The following is a 15,290-nucleotide window of genomic DNA, read 5'->3' on the forward strand; positions in this document are numbered from 1 at the left end:
AATTACTACAAAATTATCGGAATTACGCGACAATGAACACGCCTTATTCATTGCTCAAATTGTTAATATATAAACGGTAGCGTCAAATATGCCTGAATTGCTACATTCAACTACAAAACCCCTTATCATGCAAAGACTTATGATATGCGTTTGGCTGCTCTTTTCGCTCAAAATACAGGGTCAGAACAAACAACCGGTTACTGTTACAGATATGCTCAAAATACGGTCCATCGGCGATGTTACCCTTTCACCCGATGGCAGCAAAGCCGCCTTTACCGTAACAACCATAGAAAATGATAGCGACAGCAAGCTGGACTATAAGTATGTAAGCCAGCTGTGGATGGTTTCCACTGAAGGCAATGCAACACCCCGGCAGTTAACGACTAAAGAAAGCGCCACTCAACCGGCCTGGAGCCCCGATGGTAAACAGCTGGCCTTTGTGAGAACGGTTGACAATAAGCCGCAGCTCTTTTTGATCTCCCTCGACGGTGGTGAAGCCATTCAACTAACAAAATTCAGGTATGGCGCCAGCACGCCTAAATGGCGCCCCGACGGCCAACAAATTCTTTTCACCTCAAATATTTCCCTGCCAGAACTATTAAAAGATTCCATCCTGAATGCCGATAAGGCCATACCCGGCTGGCCTTTGGAAAAACCGGGCTTCACGCATAATGAACAATTGAAAGCTTCTCACGCCAAACCAAACCCCGATGGCACGTTGGAAGAAGTAAGGGCTTACCTCGATAACAACGTTACCGATAAAAAGGCCCGGGTGATGAATAAACTCAACTTCCAGGACGAGCGGAACATCAATGGCGATCTCAGTTTTAATCAGTGCTTCGTTACAGGAACAAAACCGGGCGATGTGCCTACTGCCGTGACCCATGGCTTTTATTCCTTTTCAAAAGTTGATTTTACGCCAGACGGAAAACAGCTGATCCTTTCGGGCGATATTGATTCGGCACAACATCCCAACCGCTCACAGGAGAATGAGATTTTTATAGCAAATGATGACGGCAGTCAGCTTCGCAAGTTATTGGGGGAGGAAGGAAAACAGTTCACCACGCCTACCCTTTCTCCTTCCGGTAAATGGCTGGCGTTTCAGTTTTCCAGGGTGAATATGATTACGATCCCGCAACTGGCCATTATGCCTGTTGATGGTTCAGCAAAAGACATGATCGTACTGCCCTTCGACCGGTCAAAGGAGGACCTGTTATGGAGTGCTGATGAAAAATACCTGTACTTCACGTCACCCAGCAATGGCGGCTTTCCCATATACAAGTTAGATGTAACCACTAAAAAGGTTGAACAACTAACCGATCATAACAGCGGCGTCAGCAGTTTTGATGTGGTCAATAACAAGCTGGTGTTTGTAAAAACCGAAGCGGCCAATCCTTTTGAATTGTACCTGGCCGATGTTAATGGTAAGAACGCGCAACGCATCAGTAATTTCAACGACCCGTGGTTGCAGGACAAACAACTCTCCATTCCTGAAAAGAAAACCTTTACTAATAACAAGGGAATGACCATCGAGTATTGGATAATGAAACCGGTTAATTATGAACCTGGGAAAAAGTACCCCCTCTTGCTGGAGATCCATGGCGGCCCTTCTGCCATGTGGGGACCGGGCGAAAACACCATGTGGCACGAATACCAGTTCTTTTGCAGCAAAGGGTACGGCGTTGTGTATTGCAACCCGCGTGGCAGCGGTGGTTATGGTGAAAGCTTTTTGCGCGCTAATATCAACGACTGGAGCAAGGGCCCAGCCAGTGATGTATTAACTGCTTTGGACAAAACTATTGCCGAAGGCTGGGCCGACACGTCCAAACTGCTTGTTACCGGCGGATCGTATGCCGGTTATCTCGTAGCCTGGATCGTTGCGCATGACCATCGCTTTAAAGCGGCCTGTTCGCAACGCGGCGTATACGATCTCAGTACTTTCTTTGGAGAAGGAAATGCCTGGCGGCTGGTGCCGTACTATTTTGGCGGTTATCCCTGGGAAGCCACGGCTAAAGCAAACCTGCAACGGGAGTCACCCATTAATTACGTACAGAATATAACCACGCCTTATATCATCTTTCATGGCGATAACGACCGCCGCACCGGTTTTGTTGAAAGCGAAATGTTGTACCGGAGCCTGAAGGTATTGGGCCGCCCGGTTGAATATGTACGGCATCCCAATGCCACGCATGAAATAACCCGCAGCGGCGATAACCGGCAACGCATAGATCAAATGTTACGCACCTGGGAGTTTTTTGAACGCTGGATAAATTAAGAGCATTAAATCTATCAGGTGGGTCATCCGCCAGTTGGCGGACGACCCACCCCGGCAAAATAAAAGGTGAGCCACTCTGCAAGAGTGACCCACCTGACAGGTCAATGTTTTATTATAATTACTTCAGACTTATAGCCACTCCTATTTGGCCTACGCGGTTATAATTATCACGGTATAAAAACGGGTTGGTATCTTTTGAAATATCAGCAATACCGGCATTGTACCGGGCATAAAAGCCTAACATCGGTGTAACCTGAAAACCGAGGCCCAACGCAATAGCAGCATCTACTTTTTTGAAGTACTGGTCCACTTCTGACTTATTACCATCGTTTTTAGCATTCGCCGAAAGCAGGAATCCTATTTGCGGGCCAAACTCCAGGTAGAATTGCTTTACAGGATGAAACTGGACCATCAGCGGTATTTGAATATAACTAAGCGCCAGTGTATACTCATCCCTGCCTACCCAATATTGCTGGCCCTGGCCCGAATAAAGCAGCTCCGGTTGAAAGCTCCATTGAGAATTGATCTTGCTATGTAAAAAAAAGCCTACGTGGCCACTCAACCGGTTATCGCCATTGAAGCCGCTTACGTCGGCAATATTAAGGCCGCCTTTTATTCCGGGAGTCAGTTTTTGAGCTTGTGAACCGTATGCAACCAGGCAAAACAAGAGAAGGGGCAAAACATACTTTTTCATGTTTGAAGGTGTTTGTTGCCCTCCAGTTTCCAAAGCGTATGCCAGTTTACTGGTTATTGTTCAATCGGCTTGTTAATCAATTCTATAAATTAATTCATGGAGAGTGTTTGCACAGCACCAATGTTAACTGTATTCAGTTGTTGCTGCTGTTTCAATACATAATCGCTAAAGCGGGTCATTACAGAATCCGGTAATGGTATGGATGGCGGGAAGCTTTGTTGTAACGGGTTCACCTGTTTTCCGTTCTTCCAGAAACGATAACATACGTGCGGGCCTGTAGCCAAGCCTGTACTACCTACATAACCAATAACCTGACCCTGGCGTACACTTTGTCCGGCGCGTACTGCCTGTTTGGTCATATGCAGGTATTGCGTGGTATAGGTATCATCGTGCTTAATCTTTACGAAATTACCGTTGTTGTTGTTGTACTCAGATTCTATTACAACACCATCGCCGGTGGAGATGATCGGCGTTCCTTCCGGTGCAGCATAGTCAGTACCCAGGTGCGTTTTCCATCTTTTTTGAACCGGATGAAAACGTCTTAATGAATACCCTGAAGTGATATGACTGAATTTAAGCGGCGCCTTTAAAAATAAGGTACGCAAACTTTTCCCTTTCTCGTCGTAGTAGTCGCCGGCATCTGTTGAATCGGGTTTATAATAGAATGCATAAAACTTTTCGCCATTATGGGAGAACACGGCCGATTGAATAGCGCCGGTTTCAACGGGTTCGTCTTTTATATAACGTTGCTCATACAACACTTTGAAATAATCGCCATCGTGTATGGAATAGAAGTCTACTGTATAGGCGTACAGGTCGGCCAGCTTCATTGCCAATGCAGGATCGGTGCCTGATTTTTGAAAGGTTTCATATAACGATCCGTTGATGATACCCGAAGCAGTTTCCAACCGGGCTGTAACCTGCCGTTTGCCGGTTACCACTTTTACCGAATCGGTCAGATCGTACATCACATAATCGATGGCGTTAGGCTGGTAAACAAAATAGCAAACTTTATGTAAAGTATCTTTTGAAGAAAACACCGTGTATTGCGAACCGGCTTTCATCCTCCGTACATCGTATACGTATTTTGATTTTGATTGCAGGTTTTTGATAGTATTGCTATCAACGTTATACAGTTCCAGGATGGAAGTCAGGTATTCATTTTTTTGAATAATGCTTTCTGAAACATTAAATGAATCGAGGGCCAAACCGAACCGGCGTGGAACTATAATTACTGTTGAATCCCTTTTTGCCACCTGGGGAGCTTTTTCTCCGGGTAAAGAAAGGTTCAAACTGCTCAATACAATTACCGCCACAATTAATACGGCCATAAGTGAAAAAGCAATGCCCCAATCCCTGTGTGTAAACATATGTGTTTATTTGCCGGTTTTCCAGGCGGCCATGTTTAGCGCAAAAACAGTGCCCGGCCACATTTAAATGGTTGTCTTTTTTGTTTCATCTTAAAGTCAGGCAGTTATGAACACTAATAAAGCACGATATCTGCCTGGATAGTAAAAATACGATCCCCTATCCCTAAACGCCCGATTGCAATAACGGAATTTGTTTACTATAATTAGAGATTAATGATTATTTAGAAATGAATTAACACGGGAACTAACTTATCACGTCCCGGCTAAATGGTAACAGGGAAAGTTCCATCAATTTCAAATGCTGGCGCGCAAAAGGAATTCCAATGATGGTAATAGCAAAAATAGCGGCAAAAACCAGGTGCACCAATGCCGTATATAAACCGCCGCACAACAACCAGATGATATTAAACAAAAGCGATAAACAACCTGCGCCACCCTGTTTGGGTACTATTTGTTTACCAAAGGGCCATAACACAACAGCAGCCAGCTTAAAACATTGTATGCCCCAGGGAATACCGATTATTGTAATGCATAATACAAAACCGCCTATGACATAACCCAATGCGGCGATCAATCCGCCAAACACCAGCCATATAAGGTTGCCCAGTAAATTCATGATGATGCAGGTATTATATGTTTTTCTTTATATAAAAAGCGATACGCCAGAATAGCGCTTACTAACATCAACACAGCCCCCAGGAAAAATGACGACCCCGGAAAATGGAAGGGCGCCGAATCTTTTGTAAAATAATCAAAAAGATTGTTCATTATCAAAGGACCAAAAAAAGAAGTGACACTTTGTAGTCCGCCCAGTATTCCCTGCAACTCACCCTGGGCATTGGCAGGCACATGACCGGCAATGGTAGATTGCAACGCCGGCCCTGCTATTCCACCCAAACAATAAGGCACCAGGAAGGCAAACATCATCCAGCTTTGGGTAGCAAATGCAAACAGGAACATACCCAGCGAATACAATAATAACCCAATATAAATGCTGCGCTCGTTGCCTAATACCGGATTCAATTTACGCATTACCACCGTTTGCACCAATGCAACCAGCACACCAACCAGCGCCAATGAATAACCGATCGTTCTTTCATCCCACTGAAACCGGTAAGCAGTAAAATAACTCCAGTTACTTTGTACGGCGTGGGCCGCTAAATATACCGTTGTGAGTGAGATCACCAGCCCACCAATAGCGGGATATTTTTTTAACTGCATTAACGAGCCAAAAGGATTGGCGCGTTTCCAGTCAAATGAACGGCGGTGTTCTTTATCGAGCGACTCAGGTAAAATAAAATATCCATATAACCAGTTCAGCAAACACAAAATAGCTGCGGCATAAAAGGGCGCCCGTAAACCCAGTCCACTTAATTGCCCGCCTATGGCAGGACCAATTATAAAACCCAGTCCAAAGGCGGCGCCTACCATCCCAAAATTCTTTGCCCGGTTTTCGTTGGTGCTGATGTCTGCAATATAGGCGTAAGCGGTACTAAAACTTGCGCCTGTAATGCCCGAGACAACCCGCCCCAGGAATAACCACCAATAGGTGGGCGCCATCGCCATAAATAAATAATCAATACCAAAACCAAATAAGGAAAACAACAATATAGGCCGGCGACCGTATTTATCACTCAGGCTGCCTAATATAGGCCCGCAAACAAATTGCATCAACGCATACACACCCACCAGCCAGCTGCCATATTTACTTGCTTCGTTTACAGATACATGTTTCAATCCGGAAATTAATTTCGGCATTACCGGTATTATTAATCCCCAGCCAATTACATCAACAAGAACCGTAATAAAAATGAATTTTATAGCAGCAGAGCGAACAGGTTTCATACTAAAAAAAGTTGGTGCAAAGTAACAGGCTTTTTTTAGTATGCTGCTAAATATTTTGCAACCGGTAAACAACAGCTTTAAAACTGCTAAACAAATTAAAGTAATTGCAGCAATTTGCCTGTAGTATACATAAAGTGATCGCTGTAACGTTCTATAAGGAACTAAAAACCAGCATTACAGGGAACCATGTATATTTAACTTGATTTATGCTAAGATTTTCTGAAGAAGATATCCTCAATTGTCTTTTTAACATTTTTAGTTCGTTAATTTGTGCGCCTTTTTTATACGAAGCTTTTGGTTAAGGTTCTGATATATATGATCCGTACAGCTATTAATACTTATTTCAATCGTACCCTGTGGAGCATTTTAAAGGTCAATTAAAATCCCTTTGTATGAAAAGCCAGATGCATTACACTCACCCCGTATCGTCTACTCAAACTGTAGCAACCGAACCGGTTCCTCTTCATCGACTGATTGATCAAATAATGGTAGGCCTTTTACCGCTTGTTACCGGTAAAAAGAGTTTTGTGATTAACGATGTTGATCACACATTCCAACTTCAGGCTGATGAAAATTTGCTGGCCTATGTGCTGGGCAACCTGTTAAGCGGCGCCATTAATGGTACTGAAAATGTATGTATCAGGGTGGAAGCAGTTTGTAACAAGGAAGGGGTGCATATCCGTGTTCGTAATAATGGCTCTTATTTCTACAGTACAGTCTCAAACGGTTTTTCGCACGTGGTTCAGGCTGCCCGGCAACTAGGCGGCAATATCAGCATCTACAATCAGCACAATGAGGGTACCACGCTCACCTTTTCCATGGCAGCGCCCGTACAAACCATTTGCTGATAAAATATAAAATCCCCTACACCCTTTTAAGCAAGCCACTGTTATAATAAAAAAACCCCAACGGTTCTACCATCGGGGTTTAATATTTTAACCTAACAGGATTAATAACGATTGTTATAGCTGTTGTTACGGCTAAATGAACGTCTTTCTCCACCGCCGCCATTATTACCACCATTTCCGCCATTGCTGCTGCGCTCTTCACGAGGACGAGCTTCTGCAACTTTGATCTCTCTGCCTTCTACACGACCACCATCTAATTCAGTGATTGCTTTTCTGGCAGCTTCATCATTTGGCATTTCAACAAATCCAAATCCACGGCTTTTACCTGTGAATTTATCAGTGATTACACGGGCAGAAGATACTTCGCCATATTCAGCAAAGAAGCCTTCCAAATCATCATCTGTTACATTGAAACTTAAATTAGAAACATAAATGTTCATACTACTAACTAAAATTGGTTAAAAATTATTAATGGATCTGAGGTAAAGCAGGGAGTAAAGGAAGACTAACAACTATTAGCAGAAATGCGTAGCGAGATATATCGTTCACTTACCGAATGCTATTATCACTCAAAACTTGATGCAAAGATACTTTATTCGCATTGAATAACAATCATTCTGCTCGTTGTTGGCAAGTTAATTTATTTTAATGCAGGTTAACTTAAAATAATATCCACCCATATAAAGTTTGCATTAAATTTTAAATTGACCATTCGCACTGCATATAACAATTACCGTGAAAAAAAGTTCACCGGTCATCACAATAATTACGGGCCGGTTAAACTAGTTCCTTGTTTGGTGCCCTGAATCCTGTATCTTGTAACACAAGTTTTTAACCCATTTCAATAGCTAAAACACAGCCTGCTATGTTTTTTAAAAAGAAAATTACGGTTGCCGGTACTTTGATTGCATTGGTAGTATTAGGTATTGCGGCCAGCGCTCCGGCCGATCCCATCTTCAAAAACCTGAAAGTGCTGCCCAAACACACTACGCATGAACAGCTCGACAGTGTAATGCATATGTTCAACAGTTCGCTGGGCGTAAAATGTGGCTTTTGTCATGCCGCGCAAAAAGACAATCCTAAAAAACTGGATTTCGCCAGCGATGAAAAGGGTGAAAAAGGTGCTGCCCGCGAAATGATGCGGATGACCGAACGCATTAACAAAAAATTCTTCCATTATAAAAAGGATGAAGGGAATCCGGTTCCGCCGGTAGGCTGCTTTAGCTGTCACCATGGTAACCCACACCCTGAACCCACCGCACCTAAGGAAGAAAAAAAGATGCCACCGCCGCCGCCCGCTCAGCAACCTCAACCTGCTCAGCCACCGGCCAACAATTAACAGATCTTAATTCTACATTCATACTGACCTTAAACGAATTAGTCCCCCGATTCATCGGGGGATTCTTTTTTACGAAAACGTTTCCGTTAGATAACACCAACCGTTTCTCCTGGTAATGGTTTGCCTGTACGCTACGATCTGCCGTTACGCGGCAATAATTTGATAATTTTCTATTTTACCATTCCCGTGCCGCCTATTTGCAATTTGCCTACTTTTGCATCCTTATCTATTAGCAATGAGTGCACAACAATTTGATTTCGGTATGATTGGCCTCGGTGTTATGGGCAGAAACTTCCTGCTTAACATGGCCGATCACGGTTTTAAAGTTATCGGGTTTGATAAAGACAATCAGAAAACTTCCGCGCTGGAATCAGCCGCTACTGCAGGTACTACTGTTAAAGGAGTAGGCACCCTGCAGGACATGGTGAGCCAGCTGGCTGTTCCCCGAAAGATCATGATGCTTGTTCCGGCCGGTAAACCGGTTGATGATGTTATTGAAAGCCTGTTGCCCCTGGTGCAAAAAGGCGATATCATTATTGACGGTGGCAACAGCCATTTTACCGACACCTTAAGACGTGTTACCTATCTGCAGGGCAAAGGCATTCATTTTATGGGTATGGGTGTTTCGGGCGGCGAACAAGGCGCACGAACCGGCCCCAGCATTATGCCTGGTGGCGATCAGGAAGCCTACTCCCATGTGCGTCCCATGCTGGAAGCCGTAGCGGCAAAGGTTGATGGTGTTCCCTGCGTAGCCCACCTGGGTAAAGGAGCCGCCGGCCATTATGTTAAAATGGTGCACAATGGTATTGAATATGCCATCATGCAACTGATAAGCGAGGCCTACGATCTGCTGCATCGCGGCGCCGGCCTTAGCAACGACGAATTATACACTGTTTTTGATACCTGGAACAAAGGCGATCTGCGTTCTTTCCTTATTGAAATTACCGCCGACATTTTTTTACAACCCGACGATAAAACGCCTAACCGCCTCGTAGATATGATCCTCGATAAAGCGGGCGCCAAAGGCACGGGTAAATGGACCTCACAGGACGCTATGGACCTGGGTGTTCCCATTCCCACCATCGATATGGCGGTGGCCATGCGCAACTTATCGGCCTTAAAAACCGAGCGGGTACAGGCTTCTGCCCTGTATCCCCAACAAACCAGTTTAATTGGTACCCCCAAGGAACAATTCATTCAACAGGTGCACGACGCCCTGTTGTTTGCTACCATTATATGTTATGCCCAGGGTCTGGCGCAACTGCACCGGGCCGGTATTGACCTCGATATGCAAATACCCATGCCGCAGGTAGTAAGCGTTTGGCGCGGTGGTTGTATCATTCGCTCAGTATTACTGCCAACATTTGCAAATGCATTTAAAGCGAACCCCGGGCTGACGAATTTGTTACTAGATGCTGAGGTAGCCAAAATATTGAATGCAAACCAGGCCGGTACCCGTGCCGTAGCAGCTATGGCCATACAGCACAGCATACCAGCCGCAGCCTTGTTGAGCAGCCTGAGCTATTTCGATACTTATCGCAGCAAGCAGTTACCAATAAACCTGCTGCAGGCCCAGCGCGATTTTTTTGGCGCTCATACTTATCAACGCATCGATCAGGAAGGAACATTCCATACTGAGTGGGCGAAGAAATAATTAATATTGATACTTCAAATAAGAATATGACAAACCATAAAGCTCCGCCCGCCACTTTGTTGTTCATTTTTGGTGGCAGTGGCGACTTAAATCAGCGTAAACTTTCTCCCGCTTTATATAACCTGTTTATTGATGGCTGGATGCCTGAAAAGTTCAGCATTATTGGTATTGGCAGAACCCCTTATACCGATGATAAATTCAGGAAACACCTGTACGAGGGCATTCAACAGTTCTCCCGCCGTAAGGATGATAAGAACGGCCAATGGGAAACGTTCTCAAAAAATATCGGCTACCTGCAAATGGACGCCGGCAATGATGCCGATTACCAGAAAATTGCCGAGATCGTAAAGCAAAAAGAGCAGGAGTATGGCGAACATCCCAATGTAATTTTCTACATGTCGGTAGCCCCGCACCTGGTACCACAAATTGCCAGCAAACTGGGCCCTTTAAATATTTGTCACGATACCAAATGCACCCGCATTGTGGTGGAGAAACCATTCGGTCATGACCTTAAAAGTGCGCATGAACTGAATGAACTGCTGAAGTCGATGTTCGACGAAACCCAGATCTATCGCATAGATCACTACCTGGGAAAAGAAACCGTTCAAAACATCCTGGCCTTGCGTTTTGCCAATGCGCTGTTTGAACCGATCTGGAACCGGAACTACATCGATCATATCCAGATCACCGCAGCAGAAACCGTTGGTCTCGAAAATCGCGGTGATTATTACGAACGCTCCGGCGCGCTGCGCGATATGGTGCAGAACCACATTCTGCAATTGTTGTGCATGGTGGCCATGGAAGCGCCCGTATCATTCGACGCTAATGAGATCCGCAATAAAAAGGTAGATGTGCTGAACGCCCTGCGCAAATACAGCAAGGAAGAAGTGCACAAGTATGCCGTGCGGGGTCAGTACTCCGATGGCTGGATGCAGGGTAAAAAAGTAGCCGGCTATCGCAATGAGGATAAAATAAATCCCAGCTCTCCTACCGATACTTTTGCAGCGGTAAAATTCTATATCGACAACTGGCGCTGGCAGGATGTCCCTATTTATGTACGTACCGGCAAACGGTTACATGAAAAGTCAACCGTTATCACCATTCAATTTAAACAGGCGCCCAATTTCGCTTTCCCGCCGGAAGCGGCATTAACCTGGAGGCCCAACAGGCTTACGATCAGCATTCAGCCGCAAATGGATATTCGCTTACGCTTCCAGGCAAAACGCCCCGGACAAACCGTAGCGTTGAACCCGGTTGATATGACCTTTAATTATAAGGAAGCCTATGGCGATAATGATCCCGAAGCATATGAGACCCTGTTGCTGGATGTTATGGAAGGCAACGCTACCCTGTTTATGCGCAGCGACCAGGTTGAAGCTGCATGGAAAGTGGTAATGCCCATCCAGGAAGCATGGGAAAGCAGATCACCGGTTGATTTTCCAAACTATGCACCCGATAGCTGGGGACCCGAAGATGCAGAAGCGCTCATCGCCCGCGATGGCCGCAACTGGATCACCTTACCTCAGAGCCACCAGGGTGTGCAGGCAGGAGTATAAGGCAATTGGCAAAGTTTAAAATACCGTTACAGGGTGAGCCACCCGCCAGCTGGCGGGTGGCTCACCCTGATACTATATATAAAGAACAAATAGCACTAATTTACCATGCTCCATATATACAAAACTCCCGACGAAGTAAGCCACGCCCTCGCTGAATGGATCACTACCAACATAGAGACTACCCTGCAAAAACAGGATCGGTTTACCTGGGTGGTTACAGGTGGTAATTCGCCCAAACAGCTGTATGAACTGCTGGCTGCTGCGCCTTACCGGGAACGTATTGACTGGAGCAAACTGCATATTTTCTGGGGCGATGAACGCGCAGTGCCTTTTGATGACAGCCGCAACAATGCCAAAATGACTTTTGAGCATTTGCTGGAAAAAGTACCCGTTTTGCATGACCAGGTGCATATTATGGACACCACTTTATCACCTGACAATTCGGCCAAAGCCTACGAAGCCATCCTTCACCAATACTTTCCTGACGAAGGCCCTTCCTTCGACCTGGTACTAAATGGGATGGGCGATGATGGCCATACCCTCTCACTTTTCCCCCACACCCCCGTTATCCATGAGCAAAAAGCCTGGGTAACCTCATTTTACCTGGACGCCCAGCAGATGTACCGCATCACTTTAACTGCCCCCATCGTAAACCGGGCCCGCAAAGTGGCTTTTATCACATTTGGCGCCAACAAAGCCAACGCTTTGTATGAAGTATTAAAGGGGGAACCTAATGTTGACCAATTTCCTTCCCAGATCATTCAACCTGCCAGTGGCCAATTGCACTGGTTTGTGGATGAAGCCGCCGCCAGCAAGGTAAAGGCCTAACATTCACATAAGTATATTTTACTGATTTTCAATATTTCGGGAAATAAGCGTTTTTTTTCCTGGAATTGGAGAAGTTTTTGCCTTTCTACATAGGGGAAACGTCAAAAATGCCGTTTTACCCGTAGTTATTGAGATGTTAACACCCAATCGAAAAGCACCAATCATTTGCCTGAACGAAAACTTGCCAGGGTCATCCTCGCAAGGTAATCCTGCATGTGCCATGCAAGGCCTGATTTGCAACCATCTCTCTATTCCACCAACACGCTGGCGTTTAAACTCTAACCTGATTATTTACCTAAAAACAATGACGGCATGACGAAACTCGTATCTATCATTGTTCCGGTTCATAATGAAAGGGAAAATGTAACCGTAATGGCAAAGGCCATTAAACGCACGTTTGCCGACCTGCCTTACCGGTACAACCTGCTGTTTGTTGATGACGGCAGCAACGACCTTACTTTGCACGAAGTAAAAAAACTGGCCCTTCAGGACGATCACATCCGGTACATCTCTTTCTCCCGCAATTTCGGCCACCAGGCAGCCATCAAGGCCGGTTTGGATAAAGCCGATGGAGATTGTGTAATTACCATGGATGGGGATATGCAACATCCGCCTTCCCTGATACCCGCTTTGCTTGAAAAATGGGAGGAAGGCTATGATGTGGTGTACACCATTCGAAAAGAAGATAAAAAGCTGCCCTTTTTTAAACGGGTTACCTCCAACGCTTTTTACAAGCTCATAAACTGGCTGAGTGATATCAAAATTGAAAAAGGAACCGCAGATTTCCGGTTAATGAACCGCAATGTGGTAGATGTACTGCGCGGACTGGCCGAGTTTGAACCCTTTTTCAGAGGCCTGGTAAAATGGGCAGGATTTAAGCAGATCCCTGTTGAATATGAACCGAATGAGCGCAGATCAGGCGCTTCAAAATATACGTCGAAGAAGATGATACGGTTTGCCTTACAGGGTATAACCTCATTCAGTATCAGACCATTATACGCAGCAACCTATATTGGCTTTACATTTGCAGCCTTATCGACCCTTTATATACCTTATGCCTTGTACAGTTACTATTTCGGGTATACGATCTCTGGTTGGAGCTCGTTAATAGTGACCGTTGTATTTTTTGGCGGCCTGCAGCTGATGATACTGGGTATCATTGGCATTTACCTGGGCAAGCTATTTATGCAAAACAAACACCGACCTGTTTACATAGTAAAAGAATCAAATATTCATGAGCCGTCAGCGATACATATTGATGAGTTTTGATGTAGAAGAGTTTGATATGCCCCTGGAGTATAATCAAAACCTGTCCATTGAAGAACAAATGGAGATCGGTTTCAAGGGCCTGCAATCTACTATGGCCATCATAAATGGGGCCGATACCGCCTGCACCTTTTTTACTACCGCTAATTTTGCCAGCTGGTATCCCGATAGCATTCGCCAGATCTCGCGCAAGCACGAAATAGCTTCACATACTTTCTTTCATTCCCGGTACAAAACAGAAGACCTGTTACAAAGCCGGCTCGAACTGGAAGATATTACCAATCAGCCTGTTTATGGCCTAAGAATGCCCCGGTTGAAAAAAGTACCTATGGCTGATGTTATTGCCGCCGGGTACAGTTACGATTCTTCTGTAAACCCTACCTGGATCCCGGGCCGATATAACGATCTTCACCTGCCACGCACCATATACACCGATCAGAATATGCTGCGCGTACCGGCATCTGTGAGTTCACGCCTGCGCATACCGCTGTTTTGGCTGGCCTTTAAAAATATGCCTTACAGCGCTTTTAAAAACCTGGCCATAAAAGCCCTGAACAAAGACGGTTACCTGTGCTTATATTTTCATCCCTGGGAATTTACCGACATCTGGGAGTTTGAGGTACCGGGTTATGCAAAAAGATGGTCGGGCGAAAAGATGCAACAACGCTTATACCGCCTGATCAAAGACCTGAAATCAGAAGGCGATTTCACCACTATGTGGGATATGCTTTCAACAACCAGGTCGTTGCAACCAAGGCAATTAATTCAACCCGCGGTCGAATCGCTGAAAATCTCCCGGAAGGCGCCGTTGGCGGAATAAAGGGATCAGATATTTTTTATTTAAACAGGGCCGTTACCATTTCATTGGTGAGCGTTCTTTCCCCTTTCGTCCAGAATTCATTGGGTGGCGGAAATTCGTTCCGGCAGTAGCCGCCATGATTTTCAAAATCAAAGATGGCGTGGCAATAATTATTGATCACCAGGGCGCACCGTTGCCAGTCTTTCGACCATATGATCCTGATAATACCTTTTCGCAGTTCTTCAGGCACTTCCTCAATATTGTAAATATGCAACGCATCTAATACCAGTTGCTTTCCTTCCGCATCCAGTATAAACGCATAAAAATACCCCGTATCGGTATCATCTTCAAAAGCAACGGCATAGTTGTTTATCTCGTTGATACAATCAATAAAGGTTGCTTCCCCCGCAGTATAGGACTGCTCCCGCAGTAAGTATCCGTTCATGGGCCACCGTTATTTAGCATCTACAGAATCATACACAATTACCTTGCTCCATAAGTGCGAATAGTCTTCAACAAATTTCAGGTGAATAGGATCAACCTGGTAGCTTGCCTGGTCGGCCCCATTATCAAACAAAGCAAACCAGCTGAATACGTACCCCCGTTCAATTACATCGCGGTTGGTATCGGCCGGCTGACCAATATGAAAGGTTTTGATAGTTGGTACCTTCGACAGCTTATGCAGACCTTCGAGGAGTTTGGCGCGATCTTCCTTGCTGCCGGCATTCTTTAACCAGAAATAAACGTGATGGATAAATTTGTTTTCTATCATAACGGGATCCCCATTTTCTGCTAAGGTAACCAATCCACCGGCAA

General features: G+C 45.2%; 15 protein-coding genes. 8 read left to right on the forward strand and 7 right to left on the reverse strand.

Going from position 1 to position 15,290, the window contains the following annotated elements; all coding sequences use genetic code 11:
• The first annotated feature begins 127 nt into the window (after positions 1-127).
• Positions 128-2,275 (forward strand): S9 family peptidase, encoded by a 2,148-nt coding sequence (locus tag ACJ751_RS25235; protein ID WP_407748306.1) that lies wholly within the window; start codon positions 128-130, stop codon positions 2,273-2,275.
• A 118-nt stretch (positions 2,276-2,393) separates the two neighbouring features.
• On the opposite strand, the gene ACJ751_RS25240 is transcribed toward ACJ751_RS25235, so the two are convergent.
• The 4 genes from ACJ751_RS25240 to ACJ751_RS25255 all read right to left on the reverse strand — a co-directional run bounded on the left by ACJ751_RS25240 (position 2,394) and on the right by ACJ751_RS25255 (position 6,184).
• A complete protein-coding gene (locus ACJ751_RS25240) occupies positions 2,394-2,969 on the reverse strand; it encodes a porin family protein (protein WP_407748307.1) in 576 nt (191 codons plus the stop codon).
• 89 nt (positions 2,970-3,058) lie between these two features.
• Positions 3,059-4,339, reverse strand: a complete 1,281-nt coding sequence (locus ACJ751_RS25245) for a peptidoglycan DD-metalloendopeptidase family protein (protein ID WP_407748308.1) — start codon at positions 4,337-4,339, stop codon at positions 3,059-3,061.
• A gap of 244 nt (positions 4,340-4,583) precedes the next feature.
• Complete coding sequence (locus ACJ751_RS25250; protein ID WP_407748309.1) at positions 4,584-4,955, reverse strand: YccF domain-containing protein; 372 nt, start codon at positions 4,953-4,955, stop codon at positions 4,584-4,586.
• The gene (locus ACJ751_RS25255) at positions 4,952-6,184 is read right to left on the reverse strand and encodes a TCR/Tet family MFS transporter (protein ID WP_407748310.1); all 1,233 of its coding nucleotides are present in this window, start codon (positions 6,182-6,184) and stop codon (positions 4,952-4,954) included. Before ACJ751_RS25255 ends, ACJ751_RS25250 begins: the two co-directional genes overlap by 4 nt.
• Positions 6,185-6,576: 392 nt before the next feature.
• Between ACJ751_RS25255 and ACJ751_RS25260 the strand changes: the two genes are divergently transcribed.
• The gene (locus ACJ751_RS25260) at positions 6,577-7,032 is read left to right on the forward strand and encodes a sensor histidine kinase (protein WP_407748311.1); all 456 of its coding nucleotides are present in this window, start codon (positions 6,577-6,579) and stop codon (positions 7,030-7,032) included.
• Between the two features lie 101 nt (positions 7,033-7,133).
• Here ACJ751_RS25260 and ACJ751_RS25265 read toward each other — a convergent pair whose 3' ends face one another.
• Complete coding sequence (locus tag ACJ751_RS25265; protein ID WP_407748312.1) at positions 7,134-7,472, reverse strand: RNA recognition motif domain-containing protein; 339 nt, start codon at positions 7,470-7,472, stop codon at positions 7,134-7,136.
• 425 nt (positions 7,473-7,897) lie between these two features.
• Here ACJ751_RS25265 and ACJ751_RS25270 point away from each other — a divergent pair, with 425 nt between their 5' ends.
• The 6 genes from ACJ751_RS25270 to ACJ751_RS25295 all read left to right on the forward strand — a co-directional run bounded on the left by ACJ751_RS25270 (position 7,898) and on the right by ACJ751_RS25295 (position 14,495).
• On the forward strand, positions 7,898-8,371 hold the full coding sequence (locus ACJ751_RS25270) for a c-type cytochrome (RefSeq protein ID WP_407748313.1): 474 nt from the start codon (positions 7,898-7,900) through the stop codon (positions 8,369-8,371).
• Between the two features lie 235 nt (positions 8,372-8,606).
• Positions 8,607-10,025 (forward strand): NADP-dependent phosphogluconate dehydrogenase, encoded by a 1,419-nt coding sequence (gene gndA / locus ACJ751_RS25275; RefSeq protein ID WP_407748314.1) that lies wholly within the window; start codon positions 8,607-8,609, stop codon positions 10,023-10,025.
• A 26-nt stretch (positions 10,026-10,051) separates the two neighbouring features.
• Positions 10,052-11,581, forward strand: a complete 1,530-nt coding sequence (gene zwf / locus ACJ751_RS25280) for a glucose-6-phosphate dehydrogenase (protein ID WP_407748315.1) — start codon at positions 10,052-10,054, stop codon at positions 11,579-11,581.
• A gap of 105 nt (positions 11,582-11,686) precedes the next feature.
• A complete protein-coding gene (pgl, locus tag ACJ751_RS25285; protein WP_407748316.1) occupies positions 11,687-12,409 on the forward strand; it encodes a 6-phosphogluconolactonase in 723 nt (240 codons plus the stop codon).
• Positions 12,410-12,721: 312 nt separating this feature from the next.
• Complete coding sequence (locus tag ACJ751_RS25290; RefSeq protein WP_407748317.1) at positions 12,722-13,678, forward strand: glycosyltransferase family 2 protein; 957 nt, start codon at positions 12,722-12,724, stop codon at positions 13,676-13,678.
• A complete protein-coding gene (locus tag ACJ751_RS25295; RefSeq protein ID WP_407748318.1) occupies positions 13,644-14,495 on the forward strand; it encodes a polysaccharide deacetylase family protein in 852 nt (283 codons plus the stop codon). Before ACJ751_RS25290 ends, ACJ751_RS25295 begins: the two co-directional genes overlap by 35 nt.
• 16 nt (positions 14,496-14,511) lie before the next feature.
• On the opposite strand, the gene ACJ751_RS25300 is transcribed toward ACJ751_RS25295, so the two are convergent.
• Positions 14,512-14,919, reverse strand: a complete 408-nt coding sequence (locus tag ACJ751_RS25300; protein WP_407748319.1) for a DUF2251 domain-containing protein — start codon at positions 14,917-14,919, stop codon at positions 14,512-14,514.
• Positions 14,920-14,928: 9 nt separating this feature from the next.
• Positions 14,929-15,290: Dabb family protein (locus tag ACJ751_RS25305; protein WP_407748320.1), on the reverse strand; the 362-nt coding region annotated here is incomplete at its 5' end.

Origin of the sequence: Niastella sp. (assembly GCF_045805085.1) — a bacterium.
GTDB lineage: Bacteria > Bacteroidota > Bacteroidia > Chitinophagales > Chitinophagaceae > Niastella.

Bases quoted from the DNA above. Each gene is read 5' to 3' on its own strand.
- zwf (WP_407748315.1), top strand. From the start codon at position 10,052: ATGACAAACCATAAAGCTCCGCCCGCCACTTTGTTGTTCATTTTTGGT.
- ACJ751_RS25235 (WP_407748306.1), top strand. From the start codon at position 128: ATGCAAAGACTTATGATATGCGTTTGGCTGCTCTTTTCGCTCAAAATA.
- ACJ751_RS25300 (WP_407748319.1), bottom strand. From the start codon at position 14,919: ATGAACGGATACTTACTGCGGGAGCAGTCCTATACTGCGGGGGAAGCA.
- ACJ751_RS25240 (WP_407748307.1), bottom strand. From the start codon at position 2,969: ATGAAAAAGTATGTTTTGCCCCTTCTCTTGTTTTGCCTGGTTGCATAC.
- ACJ751_RS25260 (WP_407748311.1), top strand. From the start codon at position 6,577: ATGAAAAGCCAGATGCATTACACTCACCCCGTATCGTCTACTCAAACT.
- ACJ751_RS25255 (WP_407748310.1), bottom strand. From the start codon at position 6,184: ATGAAACCTGTTCGCTCTGCTGCTATAAAATTCATTTTTATTACGGTT.
- ACJ751_RS25250 (WP_407748309.1), bottom strand. From the start codon at position 4,955: ATGAATTTACTGGGCAACCTTATATGGCTGGTGTTTGGCGGATTGATC.
- ACJ751_RS25290 (WP_407748317.1), top strand. From the start codon at position 12,722: ATGACGAAACTCGTATCTATCATTGTTCCGGTTCATAATGAAAGGGAA.
- ACJ751_RS25245 (WP_407748308.1), bottom strand. From the start codon at position 4,339: ATGTTTACACACAGGGATTGGGGCATTGCTTTTTCACTTATGGCCGTA.
- pgl (WP_407748316.1), top strand. From the start codon at position 11,687: ATGCTCCATATATACAAAACTCCCGACGAAGTAAGCCACGCCCTCGCT.
- ACJ751_RS25295 (WP_407748318.1), top strand. From the start codon at position 13,644: ATGAGCCGTCAGCGATACATATTGATGAGTTTTGATGTAGAAGAGTTT.
- gndA (WP_407748314.1), top strand. From the start codon at position 8,607: ATGAGTGCACAACAATTTGATTTCGGTATGATTGGCCTCGGTGTTATG.
- ACJ751_RS25265 (WP_407748312.1), bottom strand. From the start codon at position 7,472: ATGAACATTTATGTTTCTAATTTAAGTTTCAATGTAACAGATGATGAT.
- ACJ751_RS25270 (WP_407748313.1), top strand. From the start codon at position 7,898: ATGTTTTTTAAAAAGAAAATTACGGTTGCCGGTACTTTGATTGCATTG.